This window comes from Streptomyces sp. NBC_00887, assembly GCF_045207585.1.
Genome location: NZ_CP108788.1, coordinates 2619297 through 2635277, shown reverse-complemented (window position 1 = coordinate 2635277; position 15981 = coordinate 2619297). Strand labels below are relative to the sequence as shown.

14 protein-coding genes are annotated in these 15981 nt (G+C 72.3%); 9 read left to right on the top strand and 5 right to left on the bottom strand.

Annotated elements, in window-relative coordinates; genetic code table 11:
- Positions 1-15 precede the first annotated feature (15 nt).
- The 5 genes from OG844_RS12110 to OG844_RS12090 are packed head-to-tail and all read left to right on the top strand — an operon-like array spanning position 16 to position 6871.
- Positions 16-1218: an acetyl-CoA carboxylase biotin carboxylase subunit family protein gene (locus OG844_RS12110; protein WP_406389893.1), complete on the top strand. Its 1203-nt coding sequence runs from the start codon at positions 16-18 to the stop codon at positions 1216-1218.
- Complete coding sequence (locus OG844_RS12105) at positions 1215-3071, top strand: IucA/IucC family protein (protein WP_406389892.1); 1857 nt, start codon at positions 1215-1217, stop codon at positions 3069-3071. Before OG844_RS12110 ends, OG844_RS12105 begins: the two co-directional genes overlap by 4 nt.
- Positions 3072-3077: 6 nt before the next feature.
- Positions 3078-4826: an IucA/IucC family protein gene (locus OG844_RS12100; protein ID WP_406389891.1), complete on the top strand. Its 1749-nt coding sequence runs from the start codon at positions 3078-3080 to the stop codon at positions 4824-4826.
- A 57-nt stretch (positions 4827-4883) separates the two neighbouring features.
- On the top strand, positions 4884-6128 hold the full coding sequence (locus OG844_RS12095; protein ID WP_406389890.1) for a type III PLP-dependent enzyme: 1245 nt from the start codon (positions 4884-4886) through the stop codon (positions 6126-6128).
- A gap of 29 nt (positions 6129-6157) precedes the next feature.
- Positions 6158-6871 carry a DUF2470 domain-containing protein gene (locus OG844_RS12090; RefSeq protein ID WP_406389889.1) on the top strand — a complete coding sequence of 238 codons (714 nt, stop codon included), beginning with the start codon at positions 6158-6160 and terminating at the stop codon, positions 6869-6871.
- Between the two features lie 32 nt (positions 6872-6903).
- Here OG844_RS12090 and OG844_RS12085 read toward each other — a convergent pair whose 3' ends face one another.
- The 3 genes from OG844_RS12085 to OG844_RS12075 form a co-directional block, all read right to left on the bottom strand.
- Positions 6904-8106, bottom strand: coding sequence for a cytochrome P450 (locus OG844_RS12085; protein WP_406396089.1), 1203 nt, complete (start codon positions 8104-8106; stop codon positions 6904-6906).
- Between the two features lie 118 nt (positions 8107-8224).
- Positions 8225-9055, bottom strand: coding sequence for a class I SAM-dependent methyltransferase (locus OG844_RS12080; RefSeq protein WP_406389888.1), 831 nt, complete (start codon positions 9053-9055; stop codon positions 8225-8227).
- Between the two features lie 70 nt (positions 9056-9125).
- Positions 9126-10145: an aldo/keto reductase gene (locus OG844_RS12075; protein WP_406389887.1), complete on the bottom strand. Its 1020-nt coding sequence runs from the start codon at positions 10143-10145 to the stop codon at positions 9126-9128.
- Positions 10146-10298: 153 nt separating this feature from the next.
- On the opposite strand from OG844_RS12075, the gene OG844_RS12070 reads away from it, so the two are divergent.
- From OG844_RS12070 to OG844_RS12060, 3 genes are all read left to right on the top strand, one after another.
- On the top strand, positions 10299-10889 hold the full coding sequence (locus tag OG844_RS12070; protein WP_406389886.1) for a TetR/AcrR family transcriptional regulator: 591 nt from the start codon (positions 10299-10301) through the stop codon (positions 10887-10889).
- A 173-nt stretch (positions 10890-11062) separates the two neighbouring features.
- Positions 11063-11632: a TetR/AcrR family transcriptional regulator gene (locus OG844_RS12065; protein ID WP_406389885.1), complete on the top strand. Its 570-nt coding sequence runs from the start codon at positions 11063-11065 to the stop codon at positions 11630-11632.
- Between the two features lie 48 nt (positions 11633-11680).
- Positions 11681-12859 (top strand): GDSL-type esterase/lipase family protein, encoded by a 1179-nt coding sequence (locus tag OG844_RS12060; RefSeq protein WP_406389884.1) that lies wholly within the window; start codon positions 11681-11683, stop codon positions 12857-12859.
- A 12-nt stretch (positions 12860-12871) separates the two neighbouring features.
- Here OG844_RS12060 and OG844_RS12055 read toward each other — a convergent pair whose 3' ends face one another.
- Positions 12872-13831 (bottom strand): helix-turn-helix domain-containing protein, encoded by a 960-nt coding sequence (locus tag OG844_RS12055; RefSeq protein ID WP_406389883.1) that lies wholly within the window; start codon positions 13829-13831, stop codon positions 12872-12874.
- 108 nt (positions 13832-13939) lie between these two features.
- On the opposite strand from OG844_RS12055, the gene OG844_RS12050 reads away from it, so the two are divergent.
- Complete coding sequence (locus OG844_RS12050) at positions 13940-15064, top strand: saccharopine dehydrogenase family protein (protein ID WP_406389882.1); 1125 nt, start codon at positions 13940-13942, stop codon at positions 15062-15064.
- Here OG844_RS12050 and OG844_RS12045 read toward each other — a convergent pair.
- Positions 15022-15981, bottom strand: a complete 960-nt coding sequence (locus tag OG844_RS12045; RefSeq protein ID WP_406389881.1) for a GlxA family transcriptional regulator — start codon at positions 15979-15981, stop codon at positions 15022-15024. The genes OG844_RS12050 and OG844_RS12045 overlap by 43 nt on opposite strands.

The window sequence follows — 15981 nt, the reverse complement described above, 5'->3', positions numbered from 1 at the left end:
CGGAAGTGACCGCCCATGCAGACGTACCTGCTTGCCCTCAATCCGACCGATTCGGTCACCAGCGGCTTCCTGCCGGCTGCCGGGCGGCTCGGCCTGTCCGTGACACTGCTGACCGACCAGCCGGAGGCGTACGGGCCACCCGGTGCCCTCGGGCCGGACGTGGATGTCGCCTTCTGCGACGTCCGCGACCACCGCGCGGTGATCACACACATCTCCCGGCACGGGCAGCCCGCCGCCGTCTTCACCAACAGTGACCACCTCCAGACCCAGGGCGCGCTCGCAGCCGAGTTCTTCGGCCTGCCCGGCAAGAGCTGGCGGGCCGCGCTGCGCACCAAGGACAAGGCCCTGATGCGCCGCCACCTCGCCGCTGCCGGGGCCGAATCCGTCCGTTCCGTCGAGATCCTCCCCGGACAGTCGCCGGCCGCGTGCGTCGAGGCGGGGGGAGTGGTGTATCCCTGCGTCGTGAAACCGCGCGACGGCGTCGCCAGCGAGGATGTCGTACGCGCCGAGGACCCCGCCGAACTCCTACGACTGTGCGCGGAGATCCGTGCACGCCGGCCGGACGCCGCCCTGGTCGTCGAGGAGTTCCTGCCCGGCGAGCTGTACACCCTGGAGACCCTGGGTGACGGCCGGCGCCTGCACGTCCTCGGCGGATTCCACACCCGTCTCTCGCCTCCGCCCCACTTCATCGAAGAGCGGTTGACCTATCTACCCGACCACCCTGCCCCCGTACGCGATCAGATCGTGGAACAGCTCGCGCTGCTCGGTGTGGGATTCGGCTCCTGTCACACGGAGTTCGTCGTCCACGAGGGCCGGGCGCGCATCATCGAGGTGAACTACCGAGCCATCGGCGACCACGGCGACCTGCTTCTCGCCGAACTGCTCGACATTCCGCTCTTCGATCACATCCTGGCGACCCATCTGGGTGAGGCCCTGCCGGAGGGCCTCGGCGCCCGCACGGAGCGGGCCGCCCGGATCGACTCCCCGTGCGCCGACCGGGCAGGGGTCCTCACCTCGGCGCCCGGCGCGGTCGACCGGGCGGAGGGAGGCGTACGCCTGACCTACCGGCCCGTCCGCCTGACCGGCGAGCGCCACCCGCTGCACCGCACCAACCGCGACTACCTCGGCATCCTGCGGACCATCGGCCCCGACCAGGACTCCGTGGACAACGCCGCGGACGCGTTCCTCGCCGCCCAGCGGTGGGAGATCACTCCGTGACCGCCGACCGGCCCCGCACCTCCGGCGAATCGGGGGCGGCCCGGTCCGGTGACGCCGAACCCCCGGCCGCAGCCCACCAGCTGCTGCGCGTTCTCGGTGCCCTGCTGCGCGAGGACGTGGCCGGGCTGCGCACCCGTACCATCCTCCTCCACCGCGCCGACGGCCCCTGGCTGCGGCTCGCCACCGGTCCCGGCCGCGCCCTGCTCCTCCCCGTGCGGGAGGACGGCTTCCAGGGGACCTGGGGCGCCCGGCTGCCCCTCCTGCGCCAGGAGCCGGACGGCACCGACCTGGCCACCGCCGACGAGGTGCTCGCCGCTCTGGCCCGGCTCGCCGCGCCGGAGGACGCGCCCGGCTACGCGGCCTTCGCCGAGGAGTGCCGCAGCGACCTGGCGGCCCGCCGACTGCACGCCGCGACCCAGGACCCGGTCCTCGCCCGACTGACGGACCGTCACGGGCCTCACCCGGCCCACTGGCGCGGCCACACCGGAGCCCTCGCCCACGACACCCTCGCCGCCCGGACCGACCACCCCGTGCACCCCGTATCGCGGGGCAGGAAGGGTCTGGGGGAGCGGGAACTGCGGGCGTACGCACCCGAGTTCCATCCCCGCTTCGCGCTCCGCTGGCTGTCGTTGCCCGCCGGGCGGGTCACCCTGGCCCCCGGAACCAGGTCCGGCGTGGTCCCGGCCCCGCACACCGACTCGGAGACCGGAGGTGTACCCCTGCACGACGGCTGGCCCACGCCCGCCGAGCTGGAACTGCCCGCCGGCCACCACGAGGGGCACGTCCTGCTGCCCGTCCACCCCCTCACCGCCGACGGCCGCCTTCGCGAGGCCCTGGCCGGGGCCGGTCTCGCCGGGTACGCGGTCCTCGCCGAGCGGCCCCTGCTCGACGCCGTCCCGACCCTGTCCATGCGGACCGTCGCGCTCGCGGGCCGGCCCGACACCCACCTCAAACTCCCTCTCGCCACCGCCACCCTGGGGCTGCTCAACCGGCGTACCGTCACCCCTGGTTCACTGCGCGACGGTGCCGCCGGGCAGCGCCTGCTGGAGGGCGTACTGCGCCGAGAACCCCGCTTCGTGGGGCGCGTCCTGCTCGCCGACGAGACCAGCTACGCCCACGCCGGGCACGAACTCCTCGCCGTACTCCGCCGCACCCAGCCGGCCGGACTCGACGACGCCGCCGTCCTCCCGCTCGCCGCACTGCCGGCACCCGCCCCCGACGGGCGCCCGGTCATCGAGCACCTGGCCGACCGCTTCCACGGTGGCGACCCGGTCGCCCTCGCCGACGCCGTCCTGACCCTGCTGCTGGACTGGCAGACGACCCTCTTCGGCCACGGCATCGCCCTGGAGTCCCACCAGCAGAACGTCTCCCTCGTGCTCGGCGGCGGAACGGACGGGCCCCGGCTGCTCCTCAAGGACAACGACGGTCCGCGCGTCCACACCCGGCGGCTCGCCGAGGCATGGGGGTGCGCGGAGCCCACCGCCAAGAGCCTCGGCTTCGCCGACGGGCGGATCTGCGGCACGAAGGACGCGCCCGTCGCCGACCTGTTCACCACCATCACCGTCCACCTGTGCGCGGGCTCCCTGGCCTTCGGCCTCGCCGCACACGGCACCGCGCCCCTCGACCGGCTCCTCGGGCTGATACGCGACCGGCTCTCGGAGGCGATCGACCGGACCGCCGCCACCAGGCCCGGCGCCGCGGCCGTGCTGCGCGCCCGCGTCCTCGACGCACCCGAGCTGCCCGTGAAGGCCATGGTGACGGCCGGCACCCTGCTCACCAAGGCCCGGTCCGGCGCCGCCGACATCAACAAGCACTACACCACCGGCCCCAACTACCTTTTGCGGAAGGCATGAACACCGATGCCCAGCACCACCACGCCCCGCAGCCAGGCCCGCACACCGGTACACCAGCCCACCGCCGACGAAGCGGTCGGCCACACCCTCCTCAACTGCCTTCTGCGTGAGGCGACCGCGCCGCAGGACCGTACCCTCGCAGACGGCCGACTCGTCCTGCGCCTGCCACGCCACGACACCCTTCTGCGGGTCGGCGTACGCCGCGCCTCCCTCCTCGGCGCCCACCGCTTCACCGGCCCCGTGAGCATCCGGGAGGGCCTGCCGGGCGGCGCATGGACGGCGATCGGATGGCAGCGGCTCGCCGAACTGGTGCACGCCGAACTCTCCCTGCGCACCGGCACGGAGAACGACGAGTTCCTGGCTCAGGTGTCCGCCAGCCACCTCGCGGTCGCCAGCGCCCTCGCCCGCCGGGCCACCGCCTCCGCCCCCGGGGACGCAGTGGCCCGGCAGGATCCGCTCGCCGCCTACCTCGCCTCCGAGCAGTCCCTGCTCCTCGGCCACCGCTTCCACCCCACGCCCAAGGCGCACGGCGGAGACCCCGACGCCTGGACCGCGTACGCCCCGGAGGAAGGTGCCCGCTTCCCGCTGCGGCTGCTCGCCGTCCGGGAGCGGTTCCTCGCCGAGGAGACCGCCGAGCCCGGGGGAGCGGCGGCCCTCGACCGGGCGGGAGAGGCACCGCCCGGATACCGGCTGCTGCCCGCGCACCCCTGGCAGTTCCGACTGCTGGGCGGCCACCCCGCCCTGCTGGCCGCCCTCGCCCGGAAGGACGTGCTCGACCTCGGTCCGGCAGGGGCACCCGTCACCCCCACCGCCTCCGTGCGCACGGTCCACGACGGGCACGCCTTCCTGAAGTTCAGCCTGGACGTGCGCATCACCAACTGCCTCCGGAAGAACGCCTCGTACGAGCTCACCGGTGCCGTCGCCCTGACCCGGCTGCTCGCCCCCGTCCTCGCCGACCTCGCCCGGCGCCACCCCGCCGCCGCCGTGCTCCGCGAGCCCGCCTACCGCTCCCTCGCCCTGCCCGGTGCGGACGGCCGCCCCGACCGCACCCTGCTCGAAGGCTTCGGTGTGATCGTCCGGGAGGGCCTCGCCCGCCACACCCCGACGGGCACAACCCCACTGCTGGCCGCGGCCGTTGCCGACGAGTACCCGCTCGGCCCCGGCCGGGTCTCCGAACTCCTGGCCGGCGCCGGACCCGACGAGGCCGCCGAGTGGTGGCGCCGCTACACCGCCCTGCTCGTCCCGCCCGTCCTGACCGCGTACTTCCGCCACGGCGTGGTACTCGAACCGCACCTCCAGAACGTCGTCGTCTGCGTCGGCCGCGACGGCTTCCCGGAGCGGGTTCTCTTCCGCGACCTCGAAGGCACCAAACTCCTGCCCGACCACCACGCCGCGGCGCTGCGCAGGCTTCCCCGCGAGGTCGCCGGTCCCCTCACGTACGACCGCCGGCGCGGCTGGGACCGGGTCGTCTACTGCCTGTTCGTCAACCACCTCGCCGAACTCCTCGCCGCTGTCGCCGACCTGCACCCCGAGACCGAACCCGCGCTCTGGCGGCAGGTGCGCACCACACTGGAACAGAGCGCCGACTCCCTCGGCCGCCCGGCCCAGCTGAGGGCCCTCCTGGCGGGGGCACCGCTGCCCGCCAAGGCGAATCTGCTCACACGCTGGCGCCGCTCGTCGGACCGCGACGCGGGATACGTCCGCCTGTCGTCCCCGCTGGCCCCGCGACCTTCCGGCGGGCCCCACGCCCCCTGACCCCGTGCCGCTCCGGCCGATCAGCAGCCCGGCCCGCCGACGACGAACGGATCACCGTTGCCCGCCTCCCTGCTCAACCCCGCCGTACGGGCCGAGGCCCGCGCCCTCGAACCCGGTGAACTTCCCTGCTACGTGTATGACCTGACGGCCTTGGATCTCCACGCAGCGGCTGTGCGCGCAGCCCTGCCGCGAACAGTGGAGCTGTACTACGCGGCGAAGGCCAACCCCGAACCGGAGGTCCTCGCCACCCTCGCCCCGTGGACCGACGGCTTCGAGGTGTCCTCCGGCGGCGAACTCGCCCATGTCCGTACTGCCGTGCCGGGGCAGCCCCTCGCCTTCTCCGGCCCGGGCAAGACCCCCGACGAACTCGCTGCCGCACTGGCCGCCGGGGTGGAGCGCGTGCACGCCGAAAGCCTCCACGAGGTGCGGATGCTCCGGGCGCTCGCCGCCCGTTCCCCCGTGCCGGGCCGCTCTCCCACCCGGGTGCTGCTCCGCATCAACCCGGCCGTTCCCGACGGGACGCTGAAGGGCAGCGCACTCACGATGGGAGGGCGGCCCACACCCTTCGGCATGGGGACCGAAGAGGCATCGGAAGCGCTGCGCCTGCTCACCGGCGACGACTGCCCCGGGCTCGAAGCGGCCGGATTCCACGCGCACCTGGCCAGCGGTCTGCCTGCCGACGCCCTGCTGCGGGTGGCGGAGGCGATCGTGGACGCGGCGTCCGGTCTGGCACGCCACCACGGGACGGCGCTTCCGGAAGTCGTCGTGGGCGGCGGTATGGCCGTGGACTACACCCGCCCCGCCGATCGCTTCGACTGGGCCGCCTACGGCGCGGGCCTGGGCGCCCTGGGCCGGCGTCGCCCCGGCGTGCGCCTGCGCGTCGAGCCCGGCCGTGCCCTGACCGCTTACTGCGGCTGGTACGTGACCGACGTACTGGACGTGAAACGCAGCCACGGGGAGGACGTGGCCGTGGTCCGCGGCGGCACCCATCACTTGCGGACGCCGGCTGCCAAGGGACACGACCAGCCGGCGGAGGTGGTGCCCGTCGAGCCGTGGCCCCACCCATGGCCGCGCCCGGCGGCGGAGGGCGGCCGGGTGACAGTCTCCGGTCAGCTCTGCACGCCGAAGGACGTACTCGCCCGAGGGCTGGAGGCGGCCGGGCTCAGGGCGGGGGACCGGGTGGTCTTCGCGCTGGCAGGCGCGTACGCCTGGAACATCTCCCACCGCGACTTCCTCATGCACCCACCGCCGGGCTTCCGATTTGTCGGCGGGTCGGGGACGCGGAGCCCCGGAGGATGTTAACTTAGGCAAGCCTAACCTAAGGAGACGATATGGCAGCCGCCCCTGCCCGCACCGCCGAGCTGTCCCACGCGGAGCGGATCCGCTCTGTCATCGCCGCCGCGGGCTCGCTCGGCCTGACCACCGCCGGCGCGTCCTACGACCTCATCGCCATGCACACGGTCGAGCACGGGCGGCTCACGCTCCGCGTGCCCGAAGACACGCCGCTCACCGCCGAGATGGTGTGTGCTCCGCACAACGCGCTGGGCGCGCTCGTGGAGTTCAGTGACGTCGCGCCCGTCCGGGCACGGGACCGGATCCGCGCCCGGGTCACGCTGTCGGGCTGGCTGACGAGGTCGGACCGGGGACACGGGAACGTCCTGGTCCTGGATCTGGACCCGGCGCGCGTCGGCATCCAGTGGCACGGGCGCGTCGAACCCGTGGGGATCGACGAGGTGTTCCGTGCGGAGCCGGACGCCCTCGCGCTCCAGGAGGCGGCCATGCTGGGCCATCTGGACGACGAGCACCACGACGTGGTGGCCAGGCTCGCCCGCCTGGCCGCCCCCGCGGTGCGCCGGGGAGTGGTCGACGTCCGCCCGTACGCCATGGACCGGTACGGTTTCACCCTCCGCTACGAGTACGCCCAGGGCCACCGCGACGCCCGACTCCTCTTCCCGGCCCCGGTGCGCGACGCCGCGGAGGTCGGGGTCCAGGTGGAGGCCCTGCTCGCCCACGCCCGCCACTGCCGGGGTGCCTCCCACTCCTGAAGACCCGTCCCTGAGGCTCGGGCGGCCCCGCCTCAGCCGTGCAGCCGCACCGGCAGCGTCCGCACGCTGTTGCCCACGAAGGACGCGTGTCGCGGCAGTTCGGGCTCGGGGACGGCGAGATCGAGGTCGGGGAAGCGCGAGAACAGCTGCTCGAGTGCGACCGTGCTCTCCATCCGGGCCAGGGGTGCGCCCATGCAGTAGTGCGCGCCATGGCCCAGCGAGAGGTGCCGGGCCTCGCCGTCGCGGGTGACGTCGAAGCGTGCGGCGTCCGGCCCGTGGGCCTGGGTGTCGCGGCCCGCCGCGGAGTAACCGGCCAGCACCGGCGTCCCCCTGGGTATCACGGTGCCGCCGAGCGACAGGTCGCGGATCGGGTAGCGGAACGGGAAGTAGCTGACCGGACTGTCCCAGCGCAGCGTCTCCTCGACCACGTCCGACCACGTCGCCCGGCCCGCCCGGACCAGGGCGAGCTGATCCCGGTGGGTGCACAGGGCCCGTACGGCATTGGTGATCAGATTGAGCGTCGTCTCGTGCCCGGCGATGATCATGAGCATCAGGGTGCCGATCAGCTCGAGCGGGCCGAGCCGGTCACCGTCCTCCTCACGGGCCGCGATCAGCGCGCTGGTGAGATCGTCCCCCGGATCCTCCGTCCGGGCGGCGGCCACCGCTGCCAGCACCTCGACCATCTCCCGGTTGGCCGCTATCGCCTGCGCGGGGCCGATGTCCGTGGCGACGACCTGGTTGGACAGGTGGTGCAGCCGGTCATGATGTCCGGCGTCCACGCCCAGCAGTTCACAGATGACACCCATCGGCAACGGCAACGCGAAGTGCGTACGCAGATCGGCGACACCGTCACCGGCGGCCGCCCCTTCGAGGTCGTCCAGGAGAGAAGCAGTCAACGCCTCGACGCGCGGGCGCATCTCCTCGACGCGGCGGGTGGTGAACGCCCTGCTCACCAGAGACCTCAGGCGCCGGTGATCGGCGCCGTCGGCGGTGGTCATCCCCTGCACCGTGGCGAACGTCTTCAGCGGCCAGCCGTCGGCGATCTCACCGGCTTGGAGCGCCGCGAAGTGCTGGGCGTTCTTGGCGACATCGGGGTGCGACAGGAACTCCTTGAGCGCGTCATGCCCCAGGACCGCCATGCCCTCCACCCCGCCCGGAAGGGTCACCGGAGTGACGGGACCCTGGGCAAGGAGTCGGGCGTTTGCCGCGTGCGGGCAGCCGCCTGCCGGGTCCATACGGTGCGGCTGGTCCACCGCGGAGTTCACCGGTGACGTGTTCAACAGGGCTCTCCAGACTGAAGAATGAGTGGGTTCGGAGCACGCCGCGGTGGGCGGCGGGTGGTGACCGGGGCCGTCATCGTCTGTGGGACACCCCCATGTCGATGAGATGACGCTTCGTCACCCGGCCGTCGTACCGTCCCTCGACCAGATCCGCGATGCACCCGAGCAGCCCGTTCCTGGCTGCCTCCGGAAGATCTCGGTGGCCGGAGTAGGTCCGCAACACATAGTCCGATGTGGTGTAAGTGAGGTCCTGCTCGTAGCGCCGGAAGGCCGTGGGGCCGAACCGGCCGCTTCGCTCCACCTCCCTCGCGTGGTCCGACCCGTCGATGTCGGCGGCAGCGGGAAGCCTCAGCCCGGGGGGCGTCCGGGGGTCGAAGCGCTCGTAGCGTTGGACGTCGACGAAGAAGTCCTCGGTGCCGCCCCGCACATGCTGGCTGCGCACCACGGCGAGCGCGCCGCCCGGACGCAGCGCGTCTGCGGCCTTGGTCACCCGTACCGCGGGGTCGATCCAGTGGAACGCCGTCGCCGAGACGACCGCGTCGAACGGCTCCGGCGGCAGCGGCCAGCTCTCGAACCGGGCAGTCACCACCTCCACCGAAGCGGCCCCGGCCAGATTGCGGCGGGCGACCGCGGCCATGCGCGCGCCCGCCTCGACAGCCGTGATCCGACAGCCGCGCCCGGCCAGTGGCACCGTCGCCTGGCCGGTCCCGCAGCCCACCTCGAGCACGCGGCTGCCGGGGCGGGCACCGGCGAGTTCCGCGAGGCCGTCGTACAGCTCCGGCGGATATCCGGGCCTGGCCCGGTCGTACAGCTCCGCGTCCTCGTCGAAGATCCCGCCCAGGTGTACCCGCCGGGACTCCTCGGGCCTGTCGTCGCGTGGTGGGCGGTCGGTGTCGTCGGGCATGTGAGCAGGCTAGCGATGTCGGCCCGTTCCCGAGGGGTACCGGACGAACGGGTGGAAGGCCCTCGGACGATCAACGGCGCCGCAGCGACGGGTCGAGGAGCGCGGGCGGGGTGTCGAACTTCTCGTGCGCGGCGAGATCGACACCGGGAGCGACGATCGCGTCGATCGCATCGAGGACGTCGGCGGAGAGCACGGTGTCAGCGGCGGCGAGTTGCGCGTGCAGGTGGTCCAGCGTGCGGGGGCCGATGATCGCACTGGTCACCGCCGGATGCGCGGTCACGAAACCGAGCGCGAGCTGAATCATGGTCAGGCCGGCCTCCTCGGCGAGTCCGGCCAACCGCTCGACGGCATCGAGCCTGGCCCGGTTGGAGGGGATGGTGGTGTCGAAGCGTTCAGGCATGACCGTGGAGCGGCTGGTGGTGATCTCCCGGCCCTCGCGCACCGCACCCGACAGCCAGCCGGAGGCCAACGGGCTCCACACCAGCACACCGAGTCCGTACTGCTCGGTCACGGGCAGTACGTGGGTCTCGATGCCGCGCTGCAGGATCGAGTAGCTGGGCTGTTCGGTGACGTAACGGCCGAGGTGGAACTCGCGGGCGGCCCACTGGGCCTGTACGAGGCGGTAGGCGGGGAAGGTCGAGGAGCCGAAGTAGCGGATCTTTCCCGCGCGCTGCAGGTCGGTCAGCGCCGACAGCGTCTCCTCGTCACCGGTGCGCGGGTCCCACCGGTGGATCTGGTAGAGGTCGACGTGATCGACACCGAGACGGCGCAGGCTGTTGTCCAGCTCGGTGACCAACCAGCGCCGCGAACTGCCCTGGTGGTTGCGTTCGTCGCCCATCGGCATGTTCGCCTTCGTGGCCAGCACGATGTCGTCGCGGCGGCCGGCGATGGCTTTGCCGACCATCTCCTCCGACTCGCCGTCGCTGTACATGTCGGCGGTGTCGATGACGTTGATCCCGCCTTCGAGTGCGGCATCGACGACAGCGGTGGCCTCGTCCTGGGTGGTGCGCCCGATCCTGCCGAAGTTCATCGCGCCGAGCGTGAGGGAGCTGACCTGTACGCCGGTACGACCCAAGGTGCGGTATTGCATGATCGTTTTCCTCCATGGCGGGGGAGCGCGGCAGCAGCGCGGATTGGTTGCCGGGCCGCTGCTCTGACATGATGAGTAAGCGGAACCTTGCTCCGTTAACGATACGGAACGGCGTTCCGCTTTGGCAAGCCCGACAGTGGACGGAGTGGCGCGGTGAAGGACGACGACGAGGGGCCCGGGCGCGCGGCCCGGTCCAAGCGGGCGGACGCCCGGCGCAACGAGGAGACTCTGCTCGACGCGGCCGCCGCGGTGTTCGTCGCGTCAGGGGTGGAGGCGCCGGTACGTGACATCGCGGCCAGGGCCGGGGTCGGGATGGGTACGATCTACCGCCACTTCCCGACGCGGGCTGACCTCATCATCGCCGTCTACCGACACCAGGTCGACGCTTGTGCCGAGGCCGGCCCGGCCCTCCTGGAGGCCGCCGGGAGTCCGCACGCCGCACTGGGGCAATGGATCGACCTCTTCGTCGATTTTCTGGTGACGAAGCACGGGCTCGCTGCCGTACTGCAGTCCGACGACGCCGGGTTCGACACGCTGCACGCGTACTTCCTCGACCGCCTCGTGCCCGTGTGCACCCGACTGCTCGACGCCGCGGCCGCGGCTGGCGAGGTGCGGTCCGATCTGGAGGCCTACGCGCTCATGCGCGGTGTCGGGAACCTCTGCATCGGGGCGGACCGCGATCCCCGCTACGACGCCCGCCGACTGGTCGCACTCCTCGTCGCGGGGCTGCGCCGGCCGCAGTGACCATCGGCCTCGGGCCGTCCTTGGTTCTCCGGAGGGCGGCCTGCGAGCGCTCTCCACCCCTCATGCACGGGCGTATGACCAGAACATGATCCACCGGCCGGTAGGCACCTACCTGATTTGCCTAAAGGTATTAGGTAAATGCATCATGGATTCTGCCCAACGGGAGGAAACGCATGGTGCGCGCAGGGCTGAACGCGGAACGCCTGACCCGGGCCGGGGCGGAACTGGCCGACGAGGTCGGCTTCGAGCAGGTGACCGTCTCCGCGCTCGCCCGGCAGTTCGATGTCAAGGTCGCGAGTCTGTACTCGCACCTCAAGAACTCCCAGGACCTCAGGACCAGGATCGCGCTGCTCGCCCTGGAGGAGCTCGCCGACCGTGGCGCCGCAGCCCTGGCGGGACGGGCCGGCAAGGACGCCCTGGCCGCCCTCGCGAACGTCTACCGCGACTACGCCCACGAGCACCCCGGCCGGTACGCCGCGGCCCAGCTGAGGCTCGATCCGGAGGCGGCGGCCGCCAGTGCCGGCAGCAGGCACGCGCAGATGACACGCGCGATCCTCCGGGGCTACGACCTGGAGGAACCCGACCAGACCCACGCGGTCCGGCTGCTGGGCAGCTTCTTCCACGGCTACGTCAGCCTGGAGATGGGGGGAGGCTTCAGCCACAGCGCCCCGGACACCCAGGAGACCTGGACCCGGATGATGGACGCCCTCGACGCCCTGTTGCGGAACTGGCCCGCACCCTGAGGCTCCCTGCCCCGACGCACCCGAGCACTTCGATCAACAGGCTGAGACATGGACACCGAGCCCAACTGGATCACCACGCCCCTCACCGCTGACATCATCCGCGGGGCCCTCGATCTGGAACACACCGCGCAGGGCCTTCTGCCGCACCGGCTTCCCGCCTGGGCCCGCGCCCAGTGCGCCGACGGGCAACTGATGATGGCGGAGGCCCAGCCCTCCGGCGTACGGCTGGTGTTCCGCACCCGGGCGACCGCCGTCGAACTGGACACCCTGCCGACGAAGCGCGTCTACGTGGGTGCTCCGCCCCGCCCGGACGGCATGTACGACCTGCTCGTCGACGGCCGCCTGGCCGGCCGGGCCGGTGTGGCCGGTGGCAACACCCTGATCATCGACATGACCACCGGTTCGGTCGTGCGCGAGCCCGGCAGGGCAGGCACCCTCCGTTTCGCCGATCTGCCCGACGGCGACAAGGACGTCGAGATCTGGCTGCCGCACAACGAGACCACCGAACTGGTCGCGCTGCGCACCGACGCCCCCATCGAGCCCGCACCGGACCGGGGCCGCAAGGTGTGGCTGCACCACGGCAGTTCGATCAGTCACGGATCCGATGCCGCGGGCCCCACCAGCACCTGGCCCGCACTCGCCGCGTCCCTCGGCGGCGTGGAACTGATCAATCTGGGCCTGGCCGGCAGCGCGCTGCTCGACCCGTTCACCGCGCGGACCATGCGGGACACCCCCGCAGACCTGATCAGCGTCAAGATCGGCATCAATCTCGTCAACGCCGACCTGATGCGCCTGCGTGCCTTCGGCCCGGCGGTGCACGGCTTCCTCGACACCATCCGGGAGGGGCACCCGGCCGCGCCGTTGCTGGTCGTGTCGCCCATCCTCTGCCCGATCCACGAAGACACTCCCGGACCGGCCGCCCCGGACTTCAGCAACATCGGGGAAGGGAAGCTGAGTTTCCTCGCCATGGGCGACCCCGGGGACTCCACCCGCCTGACGCTCGACATCATCCGGCGGGAACTCGTCCGCATCACCACCGCGAGGGCCGCCGATGACCCCAACCTGCACTACCTCGACGGCCGCGAGCTCTACGGCGAGGCGGACTTCGCCGAACTGCCGCTGCCCGACCAGCTCCACCCGGACGCCGCGTCGCACCGTCGCATGGGCGAGCGCTTCGCCGCCGCGACCTTCGCCGGCACCGGCGCCTTCGCGGACAACAGCGCCTGAACCGACTGCTGTTCAGCCCGACCGGCGGGGCCCCGGGGAGCCGAAGGCCCGCCGGTACGCCTCGGGCGGCAGCCCCGTGACGCGAGTGAAGTGCCGCCGCAGAGTTGCGGCCGTCCCCATGCCCGTCCACACCGCGATCCGCTCGATGCCGGCGTCGCTCGACTCCAGCAACTCCTGTGCCTGGCGCACGCGCTGACTGAGCAGCCACCGCAACGGCGCCGTTCCGGTGACCGCGTGGAAGTGCCGGGCCAGGTTGCGGCTGCTCATCCCCGCCTGCCGGGCCAGGTCCTCCACCGTGAGCGGCTGGTCGAGCCGGGCGAGCGCCCAGGGAAGCAGGTCGGCGAGCGGGTGGTCGCGGCCGTGCGTCACCGGCGCGGGAATGAACTGCGCCTGGCCGCCGTCCCGATGGGGCGGGGTGACGAGGTGTCTGGCGAGCGCGTTGGCCACCGTCGCCCCGTAGTCGGAACGGACGATGTGCAGACACAGGTCCATGCCGGCGGCCTTCCCCGCCGAGGTGAGGACGTTGCCCTCATCGGTGAAGAGCACCCCGGCATCGACCCTGACGTGCGGATACCGCGCGGCGAGCACGTCCGTATGGGCCCAGTGCGTGGTGGCGCGGCGTCCGTCCAGGAGTCCGGCCGCGGCCAGGACGAAAGCGCCGGTGCACAGGGACACGATCCGAGCCCCCGCCGCGTGGGCGGCACGGACGGCGTCGACCAGATCCCCCGGCGGGTCCATGTCCACGCCACGCCACGCCGGGACGACCACGGTGTGCGCGTCGCCCAGGGCCTCCAGCCCGTGGGCGGTCTCGGCCCGGAACCAGCTCCCGACCCGTGCCCCGTCGGCCCCGCAGACGGTGAAGGAGTACCACGGGCGGGCCAGGTCGGAGTGGTCCGTGCCGAAGACCTCGCAGGCCGCGGCGGCCTCGAAGAGCATGCTGCCCTCGGTGAGGGCCATCACCACGTTTCGCATGTCCGAAACTGTACGCCCTTAGGCGTTTCAGCCACTGGCCTTATGCGGGGCGGGCGCGGAACATGGTGTCCGAGGGGCACTTTGCCCGTCGGACACAAGGAGACAGCGATGAGCCACACCTCTTCCGTACCTGCCGCACCGTCAGCCGGCGACCGTTCCGTGCTGCCGGTGGTCGCTGTCATCGGTGCCTATGGACACACCGGCCGCTTCGTCGTGGCCGAGCTGCTGCGCCGGGGCATGACACCACTCCTCGTCGGGCGGAACCGGAGCAGACTCGACGCGCTGCGGGACCTGGCCCCCGACGCGCCCGTACGTGTGGCGACCACCGAGGACGCGGCTTCCCTCGACCGTGCGCTCGACGGCGCCGCCGCGGTCGTCAACTGCGCCGGACCGTTTCTCGCGACTGCTCCCGCCGTGGCCGACGCGGCGCTCCGCGCGGGGCTCCCGTACCTGGACGTCTCCGCCGAACAGGGTGTCACCGCCGCCCTGTTCGACACGTACGCGGACGGGGCGCGGGAAGCCGGCGTCGTCCTCGTACCGTCCCTGGCCTTCTACGGCGGTCTGGGCGACCTGCTCGCCACCGCGGCCCTGGGCGACTGGCCGGACGCGGACGAAATCACCCTTGCGTACGGACTCGACAGTTGGCACCCGACGCCCGGCACACGGCTCACCGGAGAGAGCAACGCGGGGCAGCACCTCACCTACACGGGAGGCAGGCTCCAGCCCTTCGGCTACTCCCCGGACGTCTTCCCGTGGCGTTTCCCGGAGCCGCTCGGCACCCAGGACGCCAGTGCGTTCCCGGCGGCCGAACAGGTCACCCTCCCGCGCCACGTGCGGACACCGGAGGTACGCGCGGTGATGAACCTCGCGCCGTTGCAGGACCTCCGTGCGGAGGACACCCCGGCGCCCGTCCCCGCGGACGGCAGCGGACGCTCCGCACAGACCTTCCTCGTCGAGGCGGTCGTCCGCCGGGGCCAGGAGACACGCCGTGCCGTCGCCGGCGGGCGCGACATCTACGCCGTCACGGCACCGCTCGTCGTGGAAGCGGTCGCGCGGATCCTCGACGGGCGGTGCAAGGCAACGGGCGTGGCCGCGGCCGGTGAGGCGTTCGACGCCGGGAGCTTCCTGCGTGCGCTGACGCCCGAGCACCTCACCCGGCTCGACCTGCCCGACGAAGCGGACCGATCCTCTCAGCGGGCGTCCGCCGGTACGCCGCGGAACGTACGACGGTAGGCGAGCGGAGTCACGCCGATGGCCGTGTGCAGGTGCTGCCGCAACGACGTGCCGGTGCCGAAGCCGACCTGCGCGGCGATGTCGTCCACGGGAAGATCGGTCGATTCGAGCAGGTGACGTGCCCGCACGACCCGCTGCTGGATCAGCCAACGCCCCGGACTCATCCCCACCTCCTCGCCGAAGCGGCGGGCGAAGGTCCGCAGGCTCATGCGCGCGTGCCCGGCGAGTTCGGTCAGACTCAAGGGCTCGTACAGGTGCTCCAACGCCCACTGGCGGGTGGCGGCCGTACTGTTCGCGGACGCCCCGGGAACCGGCTGCTCGATGTACTGCGCCTGCCCGCCGTCCCGCCACGGCGGAACGACGCAGGCGCGCGCGACGTGGTTGGCGACGGTGCTGCCGTGGTCCTTGCGCACGAGGTGCAGGCACACGTCCACTCCTGAGGCCGCACCCGCCGACGTCAGAACGTCTTCGTCGTCGACGAAGAGCACGTCCGGATCGAGCGCGATGTGCGGGAACCACTCCCGGAAGAGCCGGGTGACGGCCCAGTGCGTCGTGGCCGGCCGGCCGTCGAGCAGCCCGGTCGCGGCGAGGACGAAGGCGGCCGTGCAGATCGACACGATGCGGGTGCCCTTCGGTACGGACGCGAGGGCCGCCGCGACCGGCGGCGGTACCTCCCGGGTGATGCGCGAGGTGTCGAAGGGCGGGATCACGACGGTGTCGGCCGTGGCCAGTGCCTCCGGTCCCTGCTCGACGGTGACCGAGAAGTCGGAGTTGGTGTGCACCGGACGTCCGTCGACGGTGCAGGTCACGACCTCGTACCGGCCGCCGGCGGCCCCGAAGATCCGGCTCGGGATACCCAGCTCGAACGGGTACACGCCGTCCAGTGCGAGCACGACGACGCGGTGTGGACGTCCCAT

What these genes read in the sequence shown, in the direction of transcription:
- OG844_RS12110 (WP_406389893.1), top strand. Translation starts at nt 16, where the DNA reads ATGCAGACGTACCTGCTTGCCCTCAATCCGACCGATTCGGTCACCAGC.
- OG844_RS12100 (WP_406389891.1), top strand. Translation starts at nt 3,078, where the DNA reads ATGCCCAGCACCACCACGCCCCGCAGCCAGGCCCGCACACCGGTACAC.
- OG844_RS12090 (WP_406389889.1), top strand. Translation starts at nt 6,158, where the DNA reads ATGGCAGCCGCCCCTGCCCGCACCGCCGAGCTGTCCCACGCGGAGCGG.
- OG844_RS12085 (WP_406396089.1), bottom strand. Translation starts at nt 8,106, where the DNA reads ATGGACCCGGCAGGCGGCTGCCCGCACGCGGCAAACGCCCGACTCCTT.
- OG844_RS12080 (WP_406389888.1), bottom strand. Translation starts at nt 9,055, where the DNA reads ATGCCCGACGACACCGACCGCCCACCACGCGACGACAGGCCCGAGGAG.
- OG844_RS12075 (WP_406389887.1), bottom strand. Translation starts at nt 10,145, where the DNA reads ATGCAATACCGCACCTTGGGTCGTACCGGCGTACAGGTCAGCTCCCTC.
- OG844_RS12065 (WP_406389885.1), top strand. Translation starts at nt 11,063, where the DNA reads ATGGTGCGCGCAGGGCTGAACGCGGAACGCCTGACCCGGGCCGGGGCG.
- OG844_RS12060 (WP_406389884.1), top strand. Translation starts at nt 11,681, where the DNA reads ATGGACACCGAGCCCAACTGGATCACCACGCCCCTCACCGCTGACATC.
- OG844_RS12055 (WP_406389883.1), bottom strand. Translation starts at nt 13,831, where the DNA reads ATGCGAAACGTGGTGATGGCCCTCACCGAGGGCAGCATGCTCTTCGAG.
- OG844_RS12050 (WP_406389882.1), top strand. Translation starts at nt 13,940, where the DNA reads ATGAGCCACACCTCTTCCGTACCTGCCGCACCGTCAGCCGGCGACCGT.
- OG844_RS12045 (WP_406389881.1), bottom strand. Translation starts at nt 15,981, where the DNA reads ATGGGACGTCCACACCGCGTCGTCGTGCTCGCACTGGACGGCGTGTAC.